The sequence below is a fragment of the Pelomonas baiyunensis genome, assembly GCF_043555935.1.
GTDB lineage: Bacteria > Pseudomonadota > Gammaproteobacteria > Burkholderiales > Burkholderiaceae_C > Pelomonas > Pelomonas baiyunensis.
Map to the genome: position 1 here is coordinate 901449 of NZ_JBIGIB010000001.1, position 19261 is coordinate 920709.

14 protein-coding genes are annotated in these 19261 nt (G+C 69.2%); 7 read left to right on the forward strand and 7 right to left on the reverse strand.

Going from position 1 to position 19261, the window contains the following annotated elements; all coding sequences use genetic code 11:
* Positions 1 to 10: 10 nt before the first annotated feature.
* Positions 11 to 2320, reverse strand: coding sequence for a putative bifunctional diguanylate cyclase/phosphodiesterase (locus tag ACG01O_RS04030; RefSeq protein ID WP_394381610.1), 2310 nt, complete (start codon positions 2318 to 2320; stop codon positions 11 to 13).
* A gap of 175 nt (positions 2321 to 2495) precedes the next feature.
* On the opposite strand from ACG01O_RS04030, the gene ACG01O_RS04035 reads away from it, so the two are divergent.
* The 4 genes from ACG01O_RS04035 to ACG01O_RS04050 are packed head-to-tail and all read left to right on the forward strand — an operon-like array spanning position 2496 to position 6136.
* The gene (locus tag ACG01O_RS04035; RefSeq protein WP_394381611.1) at positions 2496 to 2762 is read left to right on the forward strand and encodes a hypothetical protein; all 267 of its coding nucleotides are present in this window, start codon (positions 2496 to 2498) and stop codon (positions 2760 to 2762) included.
* A 19-nt stretch (positions 2763 to 2781) separates the two neighbouring features.
* Entirely contained in the window at positions 2782 to 5157 is a 2376-nt protein-coding gene (locus tag ACG01O_RS04040) for a UvrD-helicase domain-containing protein (RefSeq protein WP_394381612.1), read from the forward strand.
* Positions 5158 to 5168: 11 nt separating this feature from the next.
* On the forward strand, positions 5169 to 5582 hold the full coding sequence (locus tag ACG01O_RS04045; RefSeq protein ID WP_394381613.1) for a PaaI family thioesterase: 414 nt from the start codon (positions 5169 to 5171) through the stop codon (positions 5580 to 5582).
* Between the two features lie 8 nt (positions 5583 to 5590).
* On the forward strand, positions 5591 to 6136 hold the full coding sequence (locus tag ACG01O_RS04050) for a hypothetical protein (RefSeq protein ID WP_394381615.1): 546 nt from the start codon (positions 5591 to 5593) through the stop codon (positions 6134 to 6136).
* A gap of 91 nt (positions 6137 to 6227) precedes the next feature.
* Here ACG01O_RS04050 and ACG01O_RS04055 read toward each other — a convergent pair whose 3' ends face one another.
* The 4 genes from ACG01O_RS04055 to ACG01O_RS04070 all read right to left on the reverse strand — a co-directional run bounded on the left by ACG01O_RS04055 (position 6228) and on the right by ACG01O_RS04070 (position 10504).
* Positions 6228 to 8216, reverse strand: a complete 1989-nt coding sequence (locus ACG01O_RS04055) for a PhoX family protein (protein ID WP_394381617.1) — start codon at positions 8214 to 8216, stop codon at positions 6228 to 6230.
* Positions 8217 to 8318: 102 nt separating this feature from the next.
* Positions 8319 to 9146 carry a BPSS1780 family membrane protein gene (locus tag ACG01O_RS04060; protein ID WP_394381619.1) on the reverse strand — a complete coding sequence of 276 codons (828 nt, stop codon included), beginning with the start codon at positions 9144 to 9146 and terminating at the stop codon, positions 8319 to 8321.
* Positions 9143 to 10156: a homoserine kinase gene (locus ACG01O_RS04065; RefSeq protein ID WP_394381620.1), complete on the reverse strand. Its 1014-nt coding sequence runs from the start codon at positions 10154 to 10156 to the stop codon at positions 9143 to 9145. Before ACG01O_RS04065 ends, ACG01O_RS04060 begins: the two co-directional genes overlap by 4 nt.
* 54 nt (positions 10157 to 10210) lie before the next feature.
* Positions 10211 to 10504, reverse strand: coding sequence for a hypothetical protein (locus ACG01O_RS04070; protein ID WP_394381622.1), 294 nt, complete (start codon positions 10502 to 10504; stop codon positions 10211 to 10213).
* A gap of 41 nt (positions 10505 to 10545) precedes the next feature.
* Here ACG01O_RS04070 and polA point away from each other — a divergent pair, with 41 nt between their 5' ends.
* The gene (polA, locus tag ACG01O_RS04075) at positions 10546 to 13305 is read left to right on the forward strand and encodes a DNA polymerase I (RefSeq protein ID WP_394381623.1); all 2760 of its coding nucleotides are present in this window, start codon (positions 10546 to 10548) and stop codon (positions 13303 to 13305) included.
* A 118-nt stretch (positions 13306 to 13423) separates the two neighbouring features.
* Positions 13424 to 14056, forward strand: coding sequence for a LuxR C-terminal-related transcriptional regulator (locus ACG01O_RS04080; RefSeq protein WP_394381624.1), 633 nt, complete (start codon positions 13424 to 13426; stop codon positions 14054 to 14056).
* A gap of 29 nt (positions 14057 to 14085) precedes the next feature.
* Here the strand turns inward: ACG01O_RS04080 and xdhB are convergent, their stop codons facing one another.
* Both xdhB and xdhA read right to left on the reverse strand, forming a co-directional pair.
* Positions 14086 to 16398 carry a xanthine dehydrogenase molybdopterin binding subunit gene (gene xdhB, locus ACG01O_RS04085; protein WP_394381626.1) on the reverse strand — a complete coding sequence of 771 codons (2313 nt, stop codon included), beginning with the start codon at positions 16396 to 16398 and terminating at the stop codon, positions 14086 to 14088.
* Entirely contained in the window at positions 16395 to 17861 is a 1467-nt protein-coding gene (xdhA, locus tag ACG01O_RS04090; RefSeq protein ID WP_394381628.1) for a xanthine dehydrogenase small subunit, read from the reverse strand. Before xdhA ends, xdhB begins: the two co-directional genes overlap by 4 nt.
* A 39-nt stretch (positions 17862 to 17900) precedes the next feature.
* Here xdhA and guaD point away from each other — a divergent pair, with 39 nt between their 5' ends.
* Entirely contained in the window at positions 17901 to 19226 is a 1326-nt protein-coding gene (guaD, locus tag ACG01O_RS04095) for a guanine deaminase (RefSeq protein WP_394381630.1), read from the forward strand.
* Positions 19227 to 19261 lie beyond the last annotated feature (35 nt).

The following is a 19261-nucleotide window of genomic DNA, read 5'->3' on the forward strand; positions in this document are numbered from 1 at the left end:
CTCTAGCGGCTCAAGCCGTGGCGCGACCGTTCGGGAAGCGGTGCACCAAGGCCTTCAGCGACAACGGCCGGCCGAGCAGCCAGCCCTGGCCGAAGCGGCAACCGCACGCGCGCAGCACGCCGAGTTGGTCGTCGCCCTCGATGCCCTCGGCAATGATGTCCAGCTGCAGGTGCCGGCCCAGGTCGACGATGGTCTGGGCAATCGCGCGGTCACGTTCTCCAGTGGGCAGGTCGCGCACAAAGCTGCGGTCGATCTTGAGCGAGCGAATCGGCAGGTTCTTCAGCAGCGCCAGCGACGAGTGCCCCATGCCGAAGTCATCCAGCGAGATCTCGAACCCGATGTCGCGCAGCTCGTGCATCACCCGCACCACCTGCTCGGGCTGGCGCATCAGCATGCCTTCGGTCAGCTCCAGCACCACCTGCGATGCAGGCACCGCCAGCTCCTGGGCCACCGCACGCAGCAGGTCGGGCAAGGCGGTGCTGGTGAACTCGGAGGCCGCCATGTTCACGTGCACCTTGAGCGCCTGCAGCGCGGTGCCCTTGAGCGAGGCCAGGTCGCGCAGCGCACGGCCCATCACCCAGCGGCCAATGTCCACGATCAGGTCGCTCTGCTCGGCAATCGGAATGAACAGGTCCGGCGACACACTGCTGCCGTCCGGCTTGTGCCAGCGGATCAGCGCCTCGACGCCGTGCAGGTCGCCCGAGCGCAGGTCCACGATGGGCTGGTACACCAGGCGCAGCTGGTCGGCCCGCAGGGCTTCGCGCAACTCGGTCTCGATGGCCAGCCGCCGGGCCAGCTTGGCGCGCTGCTCGGCCAGCATGTTGGGGCTGCTGGTGGAGAACACGTTGCTGCCGTTGCGGCCGTTTTGCTTGACGCGGTACATGGCCGCATCGGCACTGCGCAGCAGCTCGGGGCCGGTCTGCCCGTTGTCCGGGAAGCGGCTCACGCCAATGCTGGCGGAGACGTTGAGGGACAGGCCTTCGTACACGATGGGTTGGCTGGCGGCAGACAGCACCGCGTCCACCAGCGTGGTCAGTGCCTGGCCGTCGTCGGCATTTGGCACCAGCACCGCAAACTCGTCGCCACCCAGCCGCCCCACGCGGGCCGGCGGTGGGGCCAGTTCGCGCAGCCGGCGCGCGAAGGTTTGCAACACCGCATTGCCCGCTTCGTGGCCGAAGGCGTCGTTGATGGGCTTGAAGCGGTCCAGGTCGATGAACATCAACGCAAAGCGCTGCCCCAGGCGCTGGCTCAACGCGCAATGCCGGTTGAGCTGCACGTAAAAGTGCGAGCGGTTGTCCAGCTCGGTCATCTCGTCCACCTGCGCCAGGCGGTGGATGACGGCCTCGGTTTCCAGGCGCTGGGCGGTTTGCGCGATCAATGCGCCGATGGTGGCCGACACCTTGGGCAACTGCGCCTCGGGCTGGCGCGTGAGGCTGCTGTAGAACTCCAGCACGCCGGGGCGGTGCTGCTCGCCGCTGTCCGACACGTAGGTCACCGGGAACACGTAGCCCGACCACAGACCGCACATCTGCGCGCTGCCTCGGCGCAGGAAGCGCGGGTCGGTGCTCATGTCCTCCACCCACTCGGCCCGGCCGGTGGCCCACACCCGGCCCACCAGGCCTTCGCCCGGTGCCATGCGCAAGGCGGCGCTGGCGGCGCTGAAGCGCTCCAGCGCGCCGGCCTGGGCGTGCCACGAGTGGCGGCAATGCAGGCGGCCGGTGTCGTTGTCTTGCGGCTCCATGGCCCAGTAGGCGCCCCATTCCCAGCCCAGGTTGCGGCAGATGAGCTGGATGACGTTGCCGATCGCGTCGTCCAGCGTGTGCGTGCCCACGAGGTATTCGGTCAACGCGTAGCCCAGCCGCTCGCGCACGGCGGCGTGGTTCAGCGCCGTCACATCCTGCAGCAGCCCGTGGCGCCAGCGCGGGCGGGCCGGGTCGGGCGGCAGCGGCGTCACCCGCACCCAGCGCATGCCGCGCGCGCCAGCCACCACGCGCACGTCGGCGGCGGCTTGGGGCCAGGCACCGGTCCAGGCGCGGGTCAGGGCGGGCAGGTCGTCGGCCACCACGTGTTCAAAGCACGCGTCCAGCGGGTGCGCCGTGCCGGCCGACAGTTCCAGGTACTCGGCCGCCATCGGCGAGAGTTGGGTGTGGCCGCTCTGGGGCTCGTGCCACCACTCGCCGAAGCCGGCGGCTTGCTCCAGCACCGAGGCCGATGAGCGCGCGCCGGCGTGGAGCCCGGGCGACGGGGGCGGCGGCAACAGGGGGGCGGGCGCCGTGAGGCCCGGATCGCTGGTCATGCGCGTGTGCAGCGCAAATCGCATGCCAGACGCGGTCGCCGTTGAATCGAGAACCATTGCACACCTCAGCCCCACGGCTGGCGCGGTGCCTGCCGTGGTGGGCCGGGCCAGTGCCCGTGATGGTGCTCTGTGGCACTGCACTGGTGCGCGCGGGCGAGGCCTCGGAGCCGTTAGGCTGTGGCTTTCTCGCGGAGGGCGCATGGGCATCGTGGTGTATTGGCTGGAGGGCGAGGGCGACGACGCCCGGCCGGTGTGCGAGCTGTTCGGCAGTCAAGACCTCACGCCAGCGCTTGCGTGCGCCGAGGCGCGCCGGCGCGAGGGCCACCGGCACGTCAGCATCTCCACCGAGCTGGCCGAGAGTGTGGGCCGGCCCGGCGTGGCCGCGGTGGAGGCCGGCCGCACGCCCGATGGCGAGGCGTATGAGTGGTCCAAGGCGGGCCGGGCGGGCAAGGCGCGCCGCAGGTAGGGCTCCGTAAAATGCGTCGATGAATTCGGTCGCAGACGCTGCCCAGCACAGCCCCCTTCTCAAGAACCTCAACCCCGAGCAGCTGGCCGCCGTCACCGCCGCCGCCGAGCCCGCCCTCATCCTGGCCGGCGCCGGCTCCGGCAAGACCCGTGTGCTGACCACGCGCATCGCCTGGTTGCTGCAAACCGGCCAGGTCAGCCCGGGCGGCGTGATGGCCGTGACCTTCACGAACAAGGCCGCGAAAGAGATGCTCACGCGCCTGTCCACCATGCTGCCGTTCAACGTGCGCGGCATGTGGATCGGCACCTTTCACGGCCTGTGCAACCGCTTCCTGCGCGCGCACTGGAAGCTGGCGCACCTGCCCCAGGCGTTTCAGATCCTGGACGCGAGCGACACCACCTCCGCGGTGAAGCGCGTCATCAAGGCCATGAACCTGGACGAAGAGCGCTTCGTGCCCAAGCAGGTGGGCTGGTTCATCGCCGGCTGCAAGGAAGACGCCCAGCGCCCGGGCGACGTGGTGGCCCACGACGAGCAGACCCGCAAGCTGGTGGAGATCTACGCCAACTACGAAGACCAATGCCAGCGCGAAGGCGTGGTGGACTTTGCCGAGCTGATGCTGCGCAGCTACGAGCTGCTGCGCGACAACCCGGCGGTGCGCGAGCACTACCAGGCGCGCTTCCGCCACATCCTGGTGGACGAGTTCCAGGACACCAACAAGCTGCAGTACGCGTGGCTGAAGATGTTCGCGCCGCCGGGCTCGGGCAGCGGCCAAAGCCTGCTTGCCGTGGGCGATGACGACCAAAGCATCTACGCCTTCCGCGGCGCCCGCGTGGGCAACATGGCCGACTTCGAGCGCGAGTACCGCGTCAAGAAGGTCATCAAGCTGGAGCAGAACTACCGCAGCTTCGGCCACATCCTGGACGCGGCCAACGAACTCATCAGCCGCAACACCCAGCGCCTGGGCAAAACCCTGCGCACCGACGCCGGCCAGGGTGACCCGATCCGTGTGCACGAGGCACCGAGCGACTTCGCCGAGGCGCAGTGGCTGATCGAGGAAATCCAGAGCCTGCACCGCGGCGGGCTGGACCGGCAGGAAATCGCCATCCTGTACCGCAGCAACGCGCAGTCGCGGGTCATTGAATCGGCGCTCTTCAACTCGGGCATTCCGTACCGGGTGTACGGCGGCCTGCGCTTCTTCGAGCGCGCCGAAGTGAAGCATGCGCTGGCCTACCTTCGCTTGTTGGAGAACCCGAACGACGACACCAGCTTCCTTCGGGTGGTGAACTTCCCGACCCGGGGCATCGGCGCCAAGACGCTGGAGAACCTGCAAGACGCCGCCAAGGCCACCGGCCGGAGCCTCTACCAGAGCGTGAGCGCCATTCCCGGCAAGGGCGGCGCCAACCTCGTGGCGTTCACCAACCTGATCGACTCGACCCGCAACCTGACCCAGGGCATGACCCTGCGCGAAATCATCGAGCAGGTGCTGGAGACCTCGGGCCTCTTGGAGTTCTATCGCACCGACAAGGACGGCGCCGAGCGGCTGGAGAACCTGGACGAACTGATCAACGCGGCCGAGGCCTTCGTGATGCAGGAGGGCTTCGGCAAGAACGCCGTGGGCCTGCCGGTGGACGAGGTGGCGCCTACGCTCACGGCCGCGGGCGCACCCGGCGCCGTGCCGGACGCCGAGACGGGCGAAATCATGTCGCCGCTGGTGGCCTTTCTCACGCACGCCTCGCTCGAAGCCGGCGACAACCAGGCCCAGGCCGGGCAAGACGCCGTGCAGCTGATGACGGTGCACTCGGCCAAGGGCCTGGAGTTCGACGCGGTGTTCATCACGGGGCTCGAAGAGGGCCTGTTCCCGCACGAGAACGCCATGTCGGACCACGACGGGCTGGAAGAAGAGCGGCGGCTCATGTACGTGGCGATCACGCGGGCGCGCAAGAAGCTGTCCATCAGCTTCTGCCAGACCCGCATGCTGCACGGCCAGACCCGCTACAACGTCAAGAGCCGCTTCTTCGACGAGTTGCCCGAAACCAGCCTGAAGTGGCTGACGCCGCGCAACCAGGGCTTCGGCTCGGGCTTTGCGCGCGAATACCAACAGGCCTGGGAGCGTGGCAGCGGCCTCAAGGGCATGGTGGGCGCCGGGCGCGTGGCGGATCGTGGCCAGCGCGCTGCCTGGGTGGAGCCGCCGGTGCCCGCCAGCATGAAGCAGAAGGTGTCGGAAGAACACGGCGGCCTGCGCGTGGGCAAGGGCGTGTTCCACACCAAGTTCGGCGAAGGCGTGCTGCTGACGCTGGAAGGCACGGGCGCCGATGCCCGGGCGCAGGTGAACTTCGGCCGGCACGGCACGAAGTGGCTGGCCTTGTCGGTGGCCAAACTCACCCCGATCGATTGAAAGGCGCCGCGATGGCGAACGTGACCCGCGACGAGATGGCCGCCTTCCTGGCGGCCGAGTTCCCGCAGACGCGGGTGACGGTGGAGGCGATTGCCGATGACGGCGTCGTCGTCGCGCACGAGATTACCGAGGCCGAGTTGCGCCCCGGCGGCACGGTGTCCGGCCCGGTCATGATGACGCTGGCCGATGTGGCGCTGTACGTGGCCATCCTGGCCCAAATCGGCCTGGTGCCGCTCGCAGTCACCACCAGCTTGAGCATCAATTTCCTGCGCAAGCCCCAAGCCGACCGGCGGCTGCTCGGCCGCTGCAAGCTGATGAAGCTGGGCAAAAGCCTCGCGGTGGGCGAGGTCTGGATCCATTCCGAGGGCATGGACGAGCCGGTGGCGCACGCCACGGGCACGTACTCCATCCCGCGTGAGCGGTGAGGCCGCGCATGAAGCGGGCATGGGCCGGGTTGGGGTTGCTGGGGGCGTGCTTCAGCGCAGCCGCCTTCGTGAACCCGCCGGCCGTGCTGTCCGTGACGGCCTGCTTGTCGTTCGAGGACGACCGGGCCGTCTTGTCTGAGCGCGGAGAAGCGGCGTGGATGCGTTTCCTGGCCGCCGTTGATGTCTCCGAAACCCCGACCCGGCTGATGCTGTCGTTGGACCCCCAGCAGGCGGCGGCCTCACCGCCGCCGGCCTTGGGCGGTGAGGGCGTCGAGCAAAGCCTGGATCGAGTGCGAGCCCGCGCGGCCGCGCTGCTGGCCCGCCTGCGTGAGCAGCGGCCCGCGTGGGGCGGCGTGCCTGCGCAATGGCAGGTGGAGCCCAATCGAAATTACTCGGTGTCGCGATGCCATGTGTCGTTGACGGTGCTGTGGCCGGGCCAACTCGCGCCCGCGGCCTGCGAGCCGGCTGCTGCGCGCAGTTGCGTGGTGCAGTGCGATGCCTTTGCCTGTGAGCGCCGGGCCGTGCCGCCATTGCCGCAGTCGGTGGCCCGCTAGGGCCAGGCGCACGTCCACGAAAAAGGGGCTGCCGCGGCAGCCCCTTGTCTTTGCACGACGTCCAGCCCGTGAGCCGGACGTCTGAGTCGCGTCAGACCGACTTCTTGGTCAGGTTCACGCTGGTGATCGCACCGGTCAGGTAGCCGACCTGGGCGCCGAAGCGGTCCTTGTAGTTGGCGCGCACCAGCGGGTCCAGCGTGGCCTTGACCTTGTCGTGCAGGCCTGTGCCGGCCGCGTTGGTGATCCAGTCGCCGGGGTGCTGGAAGTTGGCCGTGATGTAGGTCCAGCCGTTCAGGTCGTCCACCACACCCAGGCCCGTGGCTTCGGCGCCCGAGGGCATGGAGGCCACGCGGCTCAGCACCTTGGTGTCCACGTTGTAGGCCCACAGGAAGTTGTTGACGTGGTAGCTGCTGTCCTCGCCGATGAAGAGGGTGCGCAGCTTTTCCGAGAACTTCAGGTTGTCGGGCGCGCCGATCTTGTCGGGGTTGGCGAGGTTGCCCAGTGCGTCGGCGGCGGCCAGGTCTTCACCGATCAGCAGGGCCTTGGTGACCGAGGGCACCCAATCGCTGTTGATGGCGGCGCCGGCGGTGTCCTTCTGGCCGGTGCTCAGGGTGTGGGCCAACACGCCGCCTGCGTTCAGCGCCTTGTCGATGCTGACGGGGTAGTCCGGGTTGTTGGCGGCATTCCCCTTGACCATGGAGCTCTGCATGTTCTGCAGGGCCGAGTAGGCGACCTTGTCCTTGATGTTGACGGTCGTGCCTTCCATCTTGGTGAAGGCCATGGTGCCGCCCACCAGCGCGGCATAACGGTGCGTCTCCAGGAAGGCGGCGGCCTTTTCCATGCCGGGCTTCAGGCGCACCCATTGGGTCTTGCCGCTGAGCCAGATCTTGGTGAAGGTGGCGTCCTTGGGGTCGGTGGTGGACACGTCCATGATGTCGGTCGGCTTGACCGTGTCGGCCAGCGCCTTGATCTCTGCACTGGTGGCCGAGCCGAGCTTGATCCAGCTGATGGGCGCGCCGGCCGCCGCCGGGTCCAGCGAGAAGCCGGCACCGAACTTGGCGACATACAGCGAGCCGGAGGACAGGTCCTTCTCCTTGTCCGCCACGAACATGAAGAAGCCGCCGTTGGTTGCGTCGTCGCCCATGATGGCGGTGCGGTTGTCCGGCATGACCTGGATCAGCTCATGCGAGATGCGGCCCAGGCAGTAGTGCTTCTTGATGCTGCCGGTGCCGTCGGGGTTGACGGTCACTTCCGGCAGGTGGCCGTAGTGGTACGGGTTGGCCTTGGTGGCGTCGCCGAACAGGTTCTGGCTGTAGGCCTTGAACATCGTGTTGTTGGCGATGGTGAAGGCGTCGGGCTCGTACTCTTCGCTGGACAGGTGCGTGCCCCAGGGCGAGAGGCTGGACCCGCAGGTGATCCACAGGCCCATGGCGGGTGCGGTGTCCACGTTGTGGTACTTCACCAGGCTGAGCTTGCCGGTGCTGGGGTCTTGGTCCAGCGTCAGCACGGCGATGGGGGAGGGCAGCTTGCCGTACATGTCGGTCTTGCCGTCTTGCGCCCAGGTCGTGTACTCGAACTGCACGACCGCGAACACCGCCTTGCCCTTGATGCCGGTGACGGTGGGGTTGTCCAGCTTGAGCAGCGAGGTGCCGTCCGGCGAGTCGCTGAAGTACTGGCGCTCCTTGCCGGCCACGGTGGCGTCCACGATGGGCTTGCCGGCGAAGTCGACATAGCCGCCCGCGAGGACGGTGCCGCCCTTGCCGTCCGGCACGAGGTCACCGGTGGTGAAGAACGGGGCGTAGCTCAGCGAGAAGCCTTGGCTGCTGTCGTCGCTGAACTTGACCATCAAGGTCGAGTTGACGAGCGTCTTGGCCATGTCGGCCGGGGCAGCCAGGCTGGGGGCAGCCATGGAGACGAAGCTGGCCGAGGCGAAGCTGGCCACGGGGGCGGGGCTGTCACTGCCACCGCCGCCGCAGGCGGTGAGCAAGCTGCCGACGGCCGTGCCGCCCAGCGGCAGCATCAGGGGCGTGCCCAGAACCTTCAGGGCTTGGCGACGGGTGGGAGCGGAGTGTTGAGACATGAGGCTGCAGACTGCGTTGGCGGTGAAAACCGCAGCAATCTATGCAGCTTGCATGTCGATCTCGTGAAAGCCCTTGCCGCTCCGCGAGCGGCGACCAGCGCGTCAGGCGCTTTGGTCCACCACGCTTTGCGGGGCGCCGAACATGAAGCAGTCCACAAAGCTGAAGTACAGCGACGCGTAAAACACGGTGGACAGCAGCAGGCCTGCGGTCATCAGCACGAAGGGGGCAAGTTGCTGCAGGCCCAGCAGGCCGAACACCAGGCTCACGGCGCTGGCCACCGTCAGCAGCAGGGCGCCCCACAGGAAGGTGTTGAGCGCGAACGCACCCTTGTTGCGCCACAGCGCCAGCGTGCTGGAAAACAGCGCCTGCGCCACGCCCTGGCCGCCCCAGTGCACCAGTGCCGGGGCATGCCAGTAGGGCACCGACAGCAGGCCCATCAGCCCCATGCGGGTGGCCATGCCCCAGAACAGGCGCGGGTCGGAAGCGGCGTTGGCGATGGCATCGGCGTCGGCCTTGTCGGCGCTTTCCATCAGCTTTTGCAGCTCGCGCGTGCTGCCGTCGTCCACCCAGTCGGCCAGAAAGCCCACCACCAGCATGGCCGCGGCATAGCCCAGGCACAGCAGCAGCTGGCTGCGGCGGCGCTCGGGTGTGAGCTTCAGTGGCGCCACGAACACCGCGGCCGTGGGCGTTTTCTTCTGCAGCACCAAATGTGTGGCCAGCATGAAGCCCAGCGACAGCAGCGGCAGCATGGCCATGGTCAGCGGCAGGCCGAGGCCCGGAATCAGCAGCGCCACGAAGCCTGCGAACAAGAACAAACCGAACAGGCTGGAGAGCGCCAGCGGCTGACGTTGGAAGACCTTGAAGCCGTGGCGAATCCAGAGCCGGCCGTTGCGGACCGGCACGGTTTGCAGGTGCAGTTGCATGTTCATGCCTGGGCCTCGCCGGGCAGGGCGTGCCAGGGGCGCGCAATGCGCTCGCGCAGCACGCGCTCGAAGTGACGCGGGTCGTGGGCTTTGAGCAGGCTGGCCTCGCGCGGCAGGTGCAGGTCAAACAATCGCGACAGCCAGAACCGCAGCGCCGCGGCGCGCAGCAGCGCGGGCAGCAGGCGGTGCTCGGCGCCGGTCAGCGGGCGCACGCGCTCGTAGGCGGCCACGAACACGGCGGCACGCTCCTCCACCAGCCGGCCGTCGCTGAGGTCGATGCACCAGTCGTTCAGGCACACGGCCAGGTCGAACAGCCACGTGTCGCAGCCGGCGAAGTAGAAGTCGAAGAAGCCGGTCAGGCGCTCGCGGCCGGGGCCCTCGCCGGGCTCGAACATCACGTTGTCGCGGAACAGGTCGGCATGGATGGGGCCCGACAGCTCCGCTTGCAGATGGGCGTATTCGGCCGAGGCGGCCAGGTGCTCCTGGAAGGCCATCTCGGCGGTCAGCAGTTCAGCCTGTTGAGCGTCCAGGAAGGGCATCAGCTGCGGCACCACCTGGCGCCACCAGCTCATGCCCCGCAGGTTGGGCTGGTGCAGCGGGAAATCGCGCCCGGCCAAGTGCATCTGCGCCAGCGTGGCGCCGACCTGATCGCAATGGAAGGCGTCCGGCGCGAGTTGGTGGCCGCCGTGCAGGCGGTCGACGATGGCGGCGGGCTTGCCGGCCACTTCGAACAGGATTTCGCCGGCTGCATCGGCATGCGGCTCCGGCACGGGCACGCCGCGCTGCGCCAGGTGTTGCATCAGGCGCAGGTAGAACGGCAGCTGCTCGGCGGTCAGGCGCTCGAAGAGCGTCAGCACGTAGCGATGCAGGTGGCCATCGTCCCCGGTGCAGTCGACGAAGTAGTTGGTGTTTTCGATGCCGGCGCCAATGCCGCGCAGCGAGCTCAACGTGCCCAGTTGGAGGTGGTCAAGCAGGACTTGGGCCTGCGCCGGGCTGACTTCGGTGAAAACGGCCATGGGGAGGGCGTGAAAAGCGTGGGGGTGCGGTCCGGCAGGGCGCCGCGCCGGAGGTCAGAAGTTCAGAACGCGCCAGACGCGGGTGCCGGCGCCGCTCTTGGGCAGGCCGGTTCCGGTGCCGCCGGCGGACTCACGACCGGCGTCGGTGACGACGATTTCGTAGTCCGGCGCCTTGCTGAGCTTGTTCTTCACCGTGACCTTCTTGGTCTCGCCGCGCACCTTGAGTTCTTCGATGCGGACTTGATCGTCCTCCGCCACGGTGCGCTCCACCTTGGGCTCGGGGGGCGGTTCAGCGAGGGCGCTGCCGGCGGCGAGGGCCAGCAGCAGGAGGACGGCAGGGCGAAGCATGCTGTCGATTCTAGGTGGGCGCCTGTCCGAGAATGCTTTCCATGAGTAAACCCATCCTGCTGCTGGTTGACGGCTCCAGCTACCTGTACCGCGCCTTCCATGCCATGCCCGACCTGCGAGGGCCCGAGGGCCAGCCCACCGGCGCGGTGCGTGGCATGGTGGCCATGCTCAAGAAGTTGCAGAGCGACATTGGCGCGGAGCACGCGGTGTGCGTGTTCGACGCGTCGGGCCCCACCTTCCGCGACGCGTGGTACCCCGAGTACAAGGCCCAGCGGGCGCCCATGCCGCCGGAGCTGCGCGCACAGATCGAGCCCATCCATGAAGTGGTGAAACTGCTCGGCTGGCCGGTGCTGACCGTGCCCGGCATCGAGGCCGACGACGCCATCGGCACGCTCAGCCGGGTGGCCGTGCAGCAGGGCCACCGCGTGATCGTCTCCACGGGCGACAAAGACCTGGCCCAGCTGGTGAACGCTGACGTGGAGCTCATCAACACCATGAGCAACGAGCGCTTGGACGAGGCCGGTGTGCTGGCCAAGTTCGGCGTGCCGCCGGACCGCATCATTGACTACCTCACGCTGATGGGCGACACCGTGGACAACGTGCCCGGCGTGAGCGGCGTGGGCCCGAAGACGGCCGCCAAATGGGTGGCCGAGTACGGTTCGCTGGACGGCGTGATCGCCGCAGCCGGCAGCGTGAAGGGCAAGGCCGGCGAAAACCTGCGCGCCGCGCTGGACTGGCTGCCTATGGGTCGTCAGCTGGTCACCGTGAAGCTGGACTGCGATCTCGCCGAGCACGTGGCCGGTTGGCCGTCGCTGGAGACCCTGGCGTTTCGGGCGCCGGAGGCGGCGCCGCTGGCCGAGTTCTACCGCCGCAACGGCTTCAAGGGCTGGCTGGAGGAGTTGACCGGGGAAGCCCCTGCGCCCAAGGCCCGGCCGGTGGCTGCATCGCCCGGGCTGTTTGACGAACCCGAGCCGTCCGCCGGTGCGGCGGACCTGCCGCGCCAGTACGACTGCATCCTGAGCTTCGAGGCGCTGGATGCCTGGATCGCCCGCCTGCGCGCCGCACCGCTGTGCGCGCTGGACACCGAGACCGATTCGCTGGACCCGATGGCCGCGCGCATCGTCGGCATCTCGTTCGCCGACAAGCCGGGCGAGGCCGCCTACGTGCCGCTGGCCCACAGCGGCCCGGACGCTCCGGCCCAACTGCCGCTGGACGAGGTGCTGGCGCGCCTGAAGCCCTGGCTGGAGGATGACGCCGCCAAGAAGATCGGCCAGAACCTCAAGTACGACCGCCACGTGCTGGCCAACCACGGCATCGCGCTGGCCGGCGTGCAGCACGACACGCTGCTGCAAAGCTACGTGCTGGAAGCCCACAAGACGCACAACCTGGAAGCCCTGGCCGAGCGCCACTTAGGCCGCAAGGGGCTGAGCTATGAAGACCTGTGCGGCAAGGGCGTGCACCAGATCCCGTTCGCCCAGGTGGATGTGGCCCAGGCCACCACCTACTCGGGTGAAGACTCCGAGATGTGCCTGCACCTGCACAGCGTGCTGTGGCCGCAGATCGAGGCCGATCCCGGCCTGACGCGCATCTACCGCGACATCGAGATGCCCTCGGCTGCCTTGCTGGCGCGCATCGAGCGCACCGGCGTGCTGATCGACGCCTCGCGGCTGCAGGCGCAAAGCCACGAGATCGGCCAGCGCCTGCTCGCGCTGGAGCAGCAGTGCTACGAGATCGCCGGCCAGCCCTTCAACATCGGCAGCCCGAAGCAGATCGGCGACATCCTCTTCAACAAGCTGGGCCTGCCGGTGGTGAAGAAGACGGCCACCGGCGCGCCGTCCACCGACGAAGAGGTGCTGACCGAGCTGGCGGCTGACTTCCCGCTGCCCGCCAAGATCCTGGAATACCGGGGCCTGGCCAAGCTCAAGAGCACCTACACCGACAAGCTGCCGCAGCAGATCAACGCCGCCACCGGCCGCGTGCACACCAACTACGCGCAGGCCGTGGCGGTGACGGGGCGCCTGTCCAGCAACGACCCCAACCTGCAGAACATCCCCATCCGCACGGCGGAAGGGCGGCGCGTGCGCGAGGCCTTCGTCGCGCCTGCCGGCCACGTGATCATGAGCGCCGACTACTCGCAGATCGAGCTGCGCATCATGGCCCACATCAGCCAGGACCCGGGCCTGCTCAAGGCCTTCCAGGAGGGGCAGGACGTGCACAAGGCCACCGCCAGCGAGGTGTTCGGCACACCGCTGGACGAGGTCACGAGCGAGCAGCGCCGCTACGCCAAGACCATCAACTTCGGGCTGATCTACGGCATGGGTGCGTTCGGCCTGGCGTCGTCGCTGGGCATCGAGCAGAAGGCGGCCAAGGACTACATCGACCGCTACTTCACCCGCTTCGCCGGCGTGAAGCGCTACATGGACGAAACCAAGGCCAGCGCGGCCGAGCTGGGCTATGTGTCCACGCTGTTCGGTCGGCGCATCTACCTGCCGGAAATCCGCGGGGGCAACGGCCCGCGCCGTGCGGGCGCGGAGCGCCAGGCCATCAACGCCCCCATGCAGGGCACGGCGGCCGACCTCATCAAGCTGGCCATGCTGGCCGTGCAGGCCGAGCTGGACCGCGCGGGCAAGCACAGCCGCATCGTGATGCAGGTGCACGACGAACTGGTGTTCGAGGTGCCCGAGGCCGAGCTGGACTGGATGCGCACCGAGGTGCCGCGCCTGATGGCCGGCGTGGCCCAGCTGCAGGTGCCGCTGCTGGCCGAGGTGGGCGTGGGCAGCAACTGGGAAGAGGCGCACTGAGCGGGGCCGCACTGCCGGTGGCGTGCCGTGCAGTTGCGCACACCGCGGCCGGCGTGCCGGGCCAGTTCAGGCATGGGGTTGACTATCATCCGTGCCCACGGAAAGGGGCAGGTGCGCAATGAAGTTTTTGCTGGTCGATGGAATCCCGATGGTGCGCGCCGCACTCACCGGCCTCATCGAGCAAAACTTCGACGGCGCCCAGGTTCAGGGCGTGGACAACGTCACCGAGGCCCGCGCGGCGCTGGCGCTCGGCTTGCCCCGCCTGGTGCTGCTGGACTTGCGGCTGGATGGGGGTCTGGCCCTCATGGAGCACATCCACCAGACCCACCTGGCGCTGCCGGTGGTGGTCATCTCGGGCAGTGGCGACGCCGATGAGGCGTTGCAGGCCCTGGGCGCCGGCGCCATGGGCTACGTGCCCGAGCGCAGCGACCTCACGACCCTGGTGCAAGCCTTGAAGCTGGTGCTGGCGGGCGGCATTTACGTGCCTGCGCTCAAGACCCGCCTCGAGGCCGCACCGCCGAGCCCCGCGCCGGTGGCGGCGCTGCCGGAGTGGGCGGAGCTGCCGCTCACCCCGCGCCAGAAGCACGTGCTGCACCTGCTGACGCAGGGCCTGTCAAACAAGCTCATCGCCCGCGAGTTGGGCTTGAGCGTCGACACCGTGAAGGACCACGTGGCCGCCGTGCTCAAGGCACTGGGCGTCACCTCCCGCACGCAGGCCGTGGTGGCCGCGACGCAGCGCGTGCGCGGCTGAACCGGCGTCGCCGGTGCTTCGATTTCCCGTCAGGCCTGCGGTGCCGTGGCCGTGATGGCGTCGATGGCGTCCAGCACCGCCTCGGCCGTGGCCGGCGCGCGCAGGGGCGGGTCGCAGCCCTCGGGCCCGGCCGCGGCGCAGGCGTCTTTGATGGCCAGCAGGGCCGCAAAACCCAGCAGCAGCGGCGGCTCACCCACCGCCTTGCTGCGGTGGATGGTGTCGTTCGCGTTGGCCACACCGAACAGGGTGGTGCGGAACTCGACGGGGCAGTCGTTCGCGGTCGGGATCTTGTAGGTGCTGGGCGCGTGCGTGGTGAGCTGGCCGGTGGTGGGGTGCCACACCAGCTCTTCCATCGTCAGCCAGCCCATGCCCTGGATGAAGCCGCCTTCCACCTGGCCGATGTCCAGCGCCGGGTTGAGCGAGGTGCCCACGTCGTGCAGCAGGTCGGCTTGCGTGATGCGGCTTTCACCGGTGAGCGTGTCCACCAGCGCCTCGCACACGGCGCCGCCCCAGGCGAAGTAATAGAACGGGTGGCCCTGCAGCTTGGTGCGGTCCCAGTGCAGGCCCGGCGTGGCGTAGAAGCCATCGCTCCAGAGCTGGATGCGCTCCAGGTAGGCCGCGGCCACCAGGTCTTTGAACGGCAGGCGGTGCCCGCCGCCGCGCACTTCACCGTCGGTGAAAACGACGGTTTCGGCCGCGCAGCCGAAGCGCACGCCCGCCAGCGTGGCCAGCCGCGTCTTGATGCGCCGTGCCGCGTCTTGCGCGGCCTTGCCATTCAGGTCGCTGCCGGTGGAGGCGGCCGTGGCCGAGGTGTTGGCGACCTTGCTGGTGTCGGTGGCCGAGCAGCGCACTGCGTCGAAGGGCAGCCCCAGCTCATGCGCCACCACCTGGGCCACCTTGGTGTTCAGGCCCTGGCCCATCTCGGTGCCGCCGTGGTTCACCAGCACCGACCCGTCGGTGTACACGTGCACCAGCGCGCCGGCCTGGTTCAGGTGGGCCACGTTGAAGGAGATGCCGAACTTCACCGGCGTGAATGCCAGGCCCTTCTTGAGCACCGGGCTGGCGGCGTTGAAGGCGGCGATGTCCGCGCGGCGCTCGGCGTAGCGGCTGCTGGCCAGCAGTTGGGCCGTCAGCGCCTGGGCGTGCAGCTCGTCCACCGTCTGGCCGTAGGGGGTGACGTCTTGCCCGGCCGCGTAGAAGTTGCGCTGGCGCACCTCGGCGGGGTCCAGCCCCAGGCGGCGGGCCACGCCGTCCAGGATCATCTCGATGGCAATCGCGCCCTGCGGCCCGCCAAAGCCGCGGAACGCGGTGTTGCTCTGCGTGTTGGTCTTCGCGCAGTAGCCGTGCATGGCCAGGTGGGGCAGCCAGTAGGCGTTGTCGAAGTGGCACAGCGCACGGGCCATGACCGGCGCGGAGAGGTCGGCGCTGTGGCCAGCGTTGGAGATGAGGTCGATGTCCACCGCAAGGATGCGGCCCGCGTCGTCGAACCCCACATCCCAGCGGTAGTCAAAGCCATGGCGGCGGCCGGTGATGAGGAAGTCGTCGTCGCGGTCCACGCGCAGCTTGACCGGTTTGCCCAGCCGCAGCGCCGCGATGCTGGCCACGCAGGCAAACAGCGCCGACTGGCTCTCCTTGCCGCCAAAGCCGCCGCCCATGCGCCGGCATTGCACGGCCACGCGGTGGGCGGGCCAGCCCAGGGCGTGGGCCACCAGCTGTTGCATCTCGCTGGGGTGCTGGGTGGAGCAATGCACCAGCAGGCCTTCGCCCCCTTCCTGCGGCACGGCCAGGCTGATCTGGCCTTCCAGGTAGAACTGTTCCTGCCCGCCCAGGCTCCACGTGCCTTGCAGGCGGTGCGGGGCTTGAGCCAGCTGCTCGGCGGGTTCACCACGCGTGAGGTGCATGGGCGGCAGAACGTACTGGCCGGCGGCGTGGGCGTCCAGCGCCGTCAGCACCGCGGGCAGGGGCTCGGCCTGGATGGCCTGTTTGGCCAGCGCGGCGGCGCGGCGGGCCAGGTCGCGGTGCGTGGCGATGACGGCGAACACCGGCTGGCCCACGTAACGCAGTTCGCCCGACGCGAGGATGGGGTCGTCGTGCAGCAGCGGGCCGCAGTTGTTCTCGGCCGGGATGTCGGCTGCGGTCAGCACGGCCACCACGCCCGGCTGGCGGCGGATCAGGTCCAGGTCGATGCCGGTCAGCGTGCCGTGCGCGAGGGGCGACAGGCCGAGCGCGGCATGCAGCGTGCCGGCGGGTTCGGGCAGGTCGTCGGTGTACGGGGCGGCACCGCGCACATGCAGGTGTGCCGATTCATGCGGGCGTGAGCGCCCCACCACGGGCTCGTTCATGCGGCCAACCTCCCGGCGCGCCAGACGGTGATGGTCTTGCGATCCAAGGTTTCAAGCCACAGCTTGCGCATCAGGTTCTGCGCCACTTTCAGGCGGTAGCGGTCGGAGGCGCGCATGTCGGTGAGGGGGGTGAAGTCTTGCGGCAGTGCGGCCGCGGCGGCGTCGGCCGTGGCCTGCACCCAGGGCTGGCCCAGCACGGCGGCTTCGGCTGTGGCGGCGCGTTTGACGATGGCGGCCATGCCGCCGAAGGCGAAGCGGGCCTGCTGCACTGTGCCGTTGCGCAACTGCACGGCCAGCACGGCGCACACGGCCGAGATGTCGCTGTCGTGCCGCTTGCTGATCTTGTGGGCCGAGATGGCCCAGCTGGTGTCGGGCTTGGGCACGACCATCGCTTCCACGAACTCGCCCGGCCGCAGGTCCTTCTGCATGTAGCCCAGGTAGAACTGCTCCAGCGGCAGGCGGCGCTGCTGCAGCCCTTGGCGCAGCACCACCTCGGCGCCCAGCGCGATCAGGGCGGGGGCCCCGTCGCCGATGGGCGAACCGTTGGCGATGTTGCCGCCCAGCGTGCCCGCGTGGCGCACCGGGGGCGAGGCGAAGCGCCGCCACAGCTCGGCCAGTGAGGGGGCCAGGGCGGCCAGCGCGCCCCAGGCGTCTTCCAGCGAGGCGGTGGCGCCAATCCAGAGCGCGTCGCCCTCGGTGCGGATCTCGCGCAGGGCGGTCACGCGGCCGGTGTAAATCAGGTGGGGCAGGGCGCGGAACTGCTTGTTCACCCACAGGCCGATGTCGGTGGAGCCGGCCAGCAGCGTGGCGTCGGGGTAGGTTTCGCGCAGCAGGGCCAGGTCTTGCACCGTTTGCGGGGCATGAAAGCGCCCGGCGGGGTGGTGGAAGTCCAGCGGCTCATCGGCCGCCAGGGCTTGCAGCGCCGCGGTGAGGGGCGCGCGGTCGATGACCTGGGCGGGGGCGTCGAACATCTGCTCGCCCGCGTCCAGGATGGGCCGGTAGCCGGTGCAGCGGCACAGGTTGCCGGCCAGGTCGTCCGCCAGTTGCTGGCGGTCCGGCCGGGTGCCGGCGCTTTGGTGGCGCTCGTACAGCGCCGTCAGGGTCATCACGAAACCCGGGGTGCAGAAGCCGCACTGCGAGCCGTGGCAGGTCACCAGGGCTTGCTGGGCGGGGTTCAGGCGGGCCGGGCCGCCCAGGTCTTCCACGGTCAGCAGCGCGCGGCCGTCCAGCGTGGGCAGGAACTGCGTGCAGGCGTTGACGTTGCGCAGCTGCAGCTGGCCGGCGGCGTCCAGCTCGCCCTGGATGACCGTGCAGGCGCCACAGTCGCCCTCGGCACAGCCTTCCTTGGTGCCGGTGCAGGCGGCATGCTCGCGCAGGTACTGCAGCACGGTGGTCGTGGGGGGCAGGTCGCCCACCTCGACGACCTCGCCGCGATGGAAAAAACGGATGGGGCGGGTATTCATGCTGGCGCTGATTGTCGAGCGTTGCTTCAGAATTGCCATATGAGTTTTACTAACCAGGAAAAATTCGCGTCCGCCGACGAGGCTCCCCGCCGCTGGGCGCTGCGCGGCGACCTGCTGGACTTCACCGCCGCACCGCGCTGGGGCGACACCGAGTCGCCCGCGGTGCGCTTCGACCGCGACCACTGGCTGCTGATCGAAGACGGCCGCATCGTGGGCCGACAGGCGCAGGCGCCCGACGATTCCTGGGTGCGCAAGGACCATGCCGGCCAGTTGGTGCTGCCGGGTTTCATCGATACCCACGTGCACTGCCCGCAGCTGGAGGTGATTGCCTCCTACGGCACCGAGCTGCTGGACTGGCTGCAGCGCTACACCTTCCCGGCCGAGCGCGCTTTTGCCGACCCGGCCCGCAGCCATGCGGGCGCGGCGGTGTTCCTGGACGCGTTGCTGGCCAGCGGCACCACGGCGGCGGTGGTGTTCCCCACGGTGCACAAGGTCTCGGCCGAGGCCTTGTTCACTGCGGCTGCGGCGCGCGGCATGCGGCTCATCACCGGCAAGGTGCTGATGGACCGCCACGCGCCGGATGGGCTGCGGGACGACGTGGCGCAGGCCGAGCGCGATTGCGTCGATTTGATCGACCGTTTCCACGGCCAGGGCCGCAACGCCTACGCCGTGACCGTGCGCTTCGCGCCCACCAGCACGCCCGAGCAGCTCGCCATGGCGGGTGCCCTGTGCCGGGCCGACGCCAGCCTCTTCATGCAAACCCATGTGGCCGAGAACCGGGCCGAAGTGGCCTGGGTGGCGCAACTGTTCCCGGACGCGCGCAGCTACCTGGACGTGTACGAGCGCGTGGGCCTGGTGCACGAGCGTGCCGTGCTGGCACATGGCATTTGGCTGGACGCGGTGGACAAGTCGCTGCTGGCGCGGCGTGGCGCGCAGGTGGCGCATTGCCCGTCCAGCAACCTGTTCCTGGGCAGCGGCCTGTTCGACTGGCCGGGCGCGCAAGAGGCGGGCTTCCCCGTGAGCCTGGCCAGCGACGTGGGCGGCGGCACCACGCTGAGCCTGCCGCGCAACATGGGCGACGCCTACAAGGTGCAGGCCCTGCGCGGTGAACGCCTCACGGCCTGGGTGGCGCTGCATGCGGCCACGCGCGGCGCGGCCGAGGCGCTTCACCTGGGCGGCGAGATGGGCAGCCTCTCACCCGGCTGCATGGCCGATCTGTGCGTGTGGGACTGGGCGCACGGCCCGGTGGCCGAGGCCCGCGACGCCGTGGCGCGCGAGCTGCACGAGCGGGTGTTTGCGTGGATGACGCTGGCCGACGAGCGCAACCTGGCCGCCTGCTACGTGGCGGGCCGTCAGCAGGTGTGACGCTTCAGCCCGGCGGGCATGCGCTTCGTCGCATG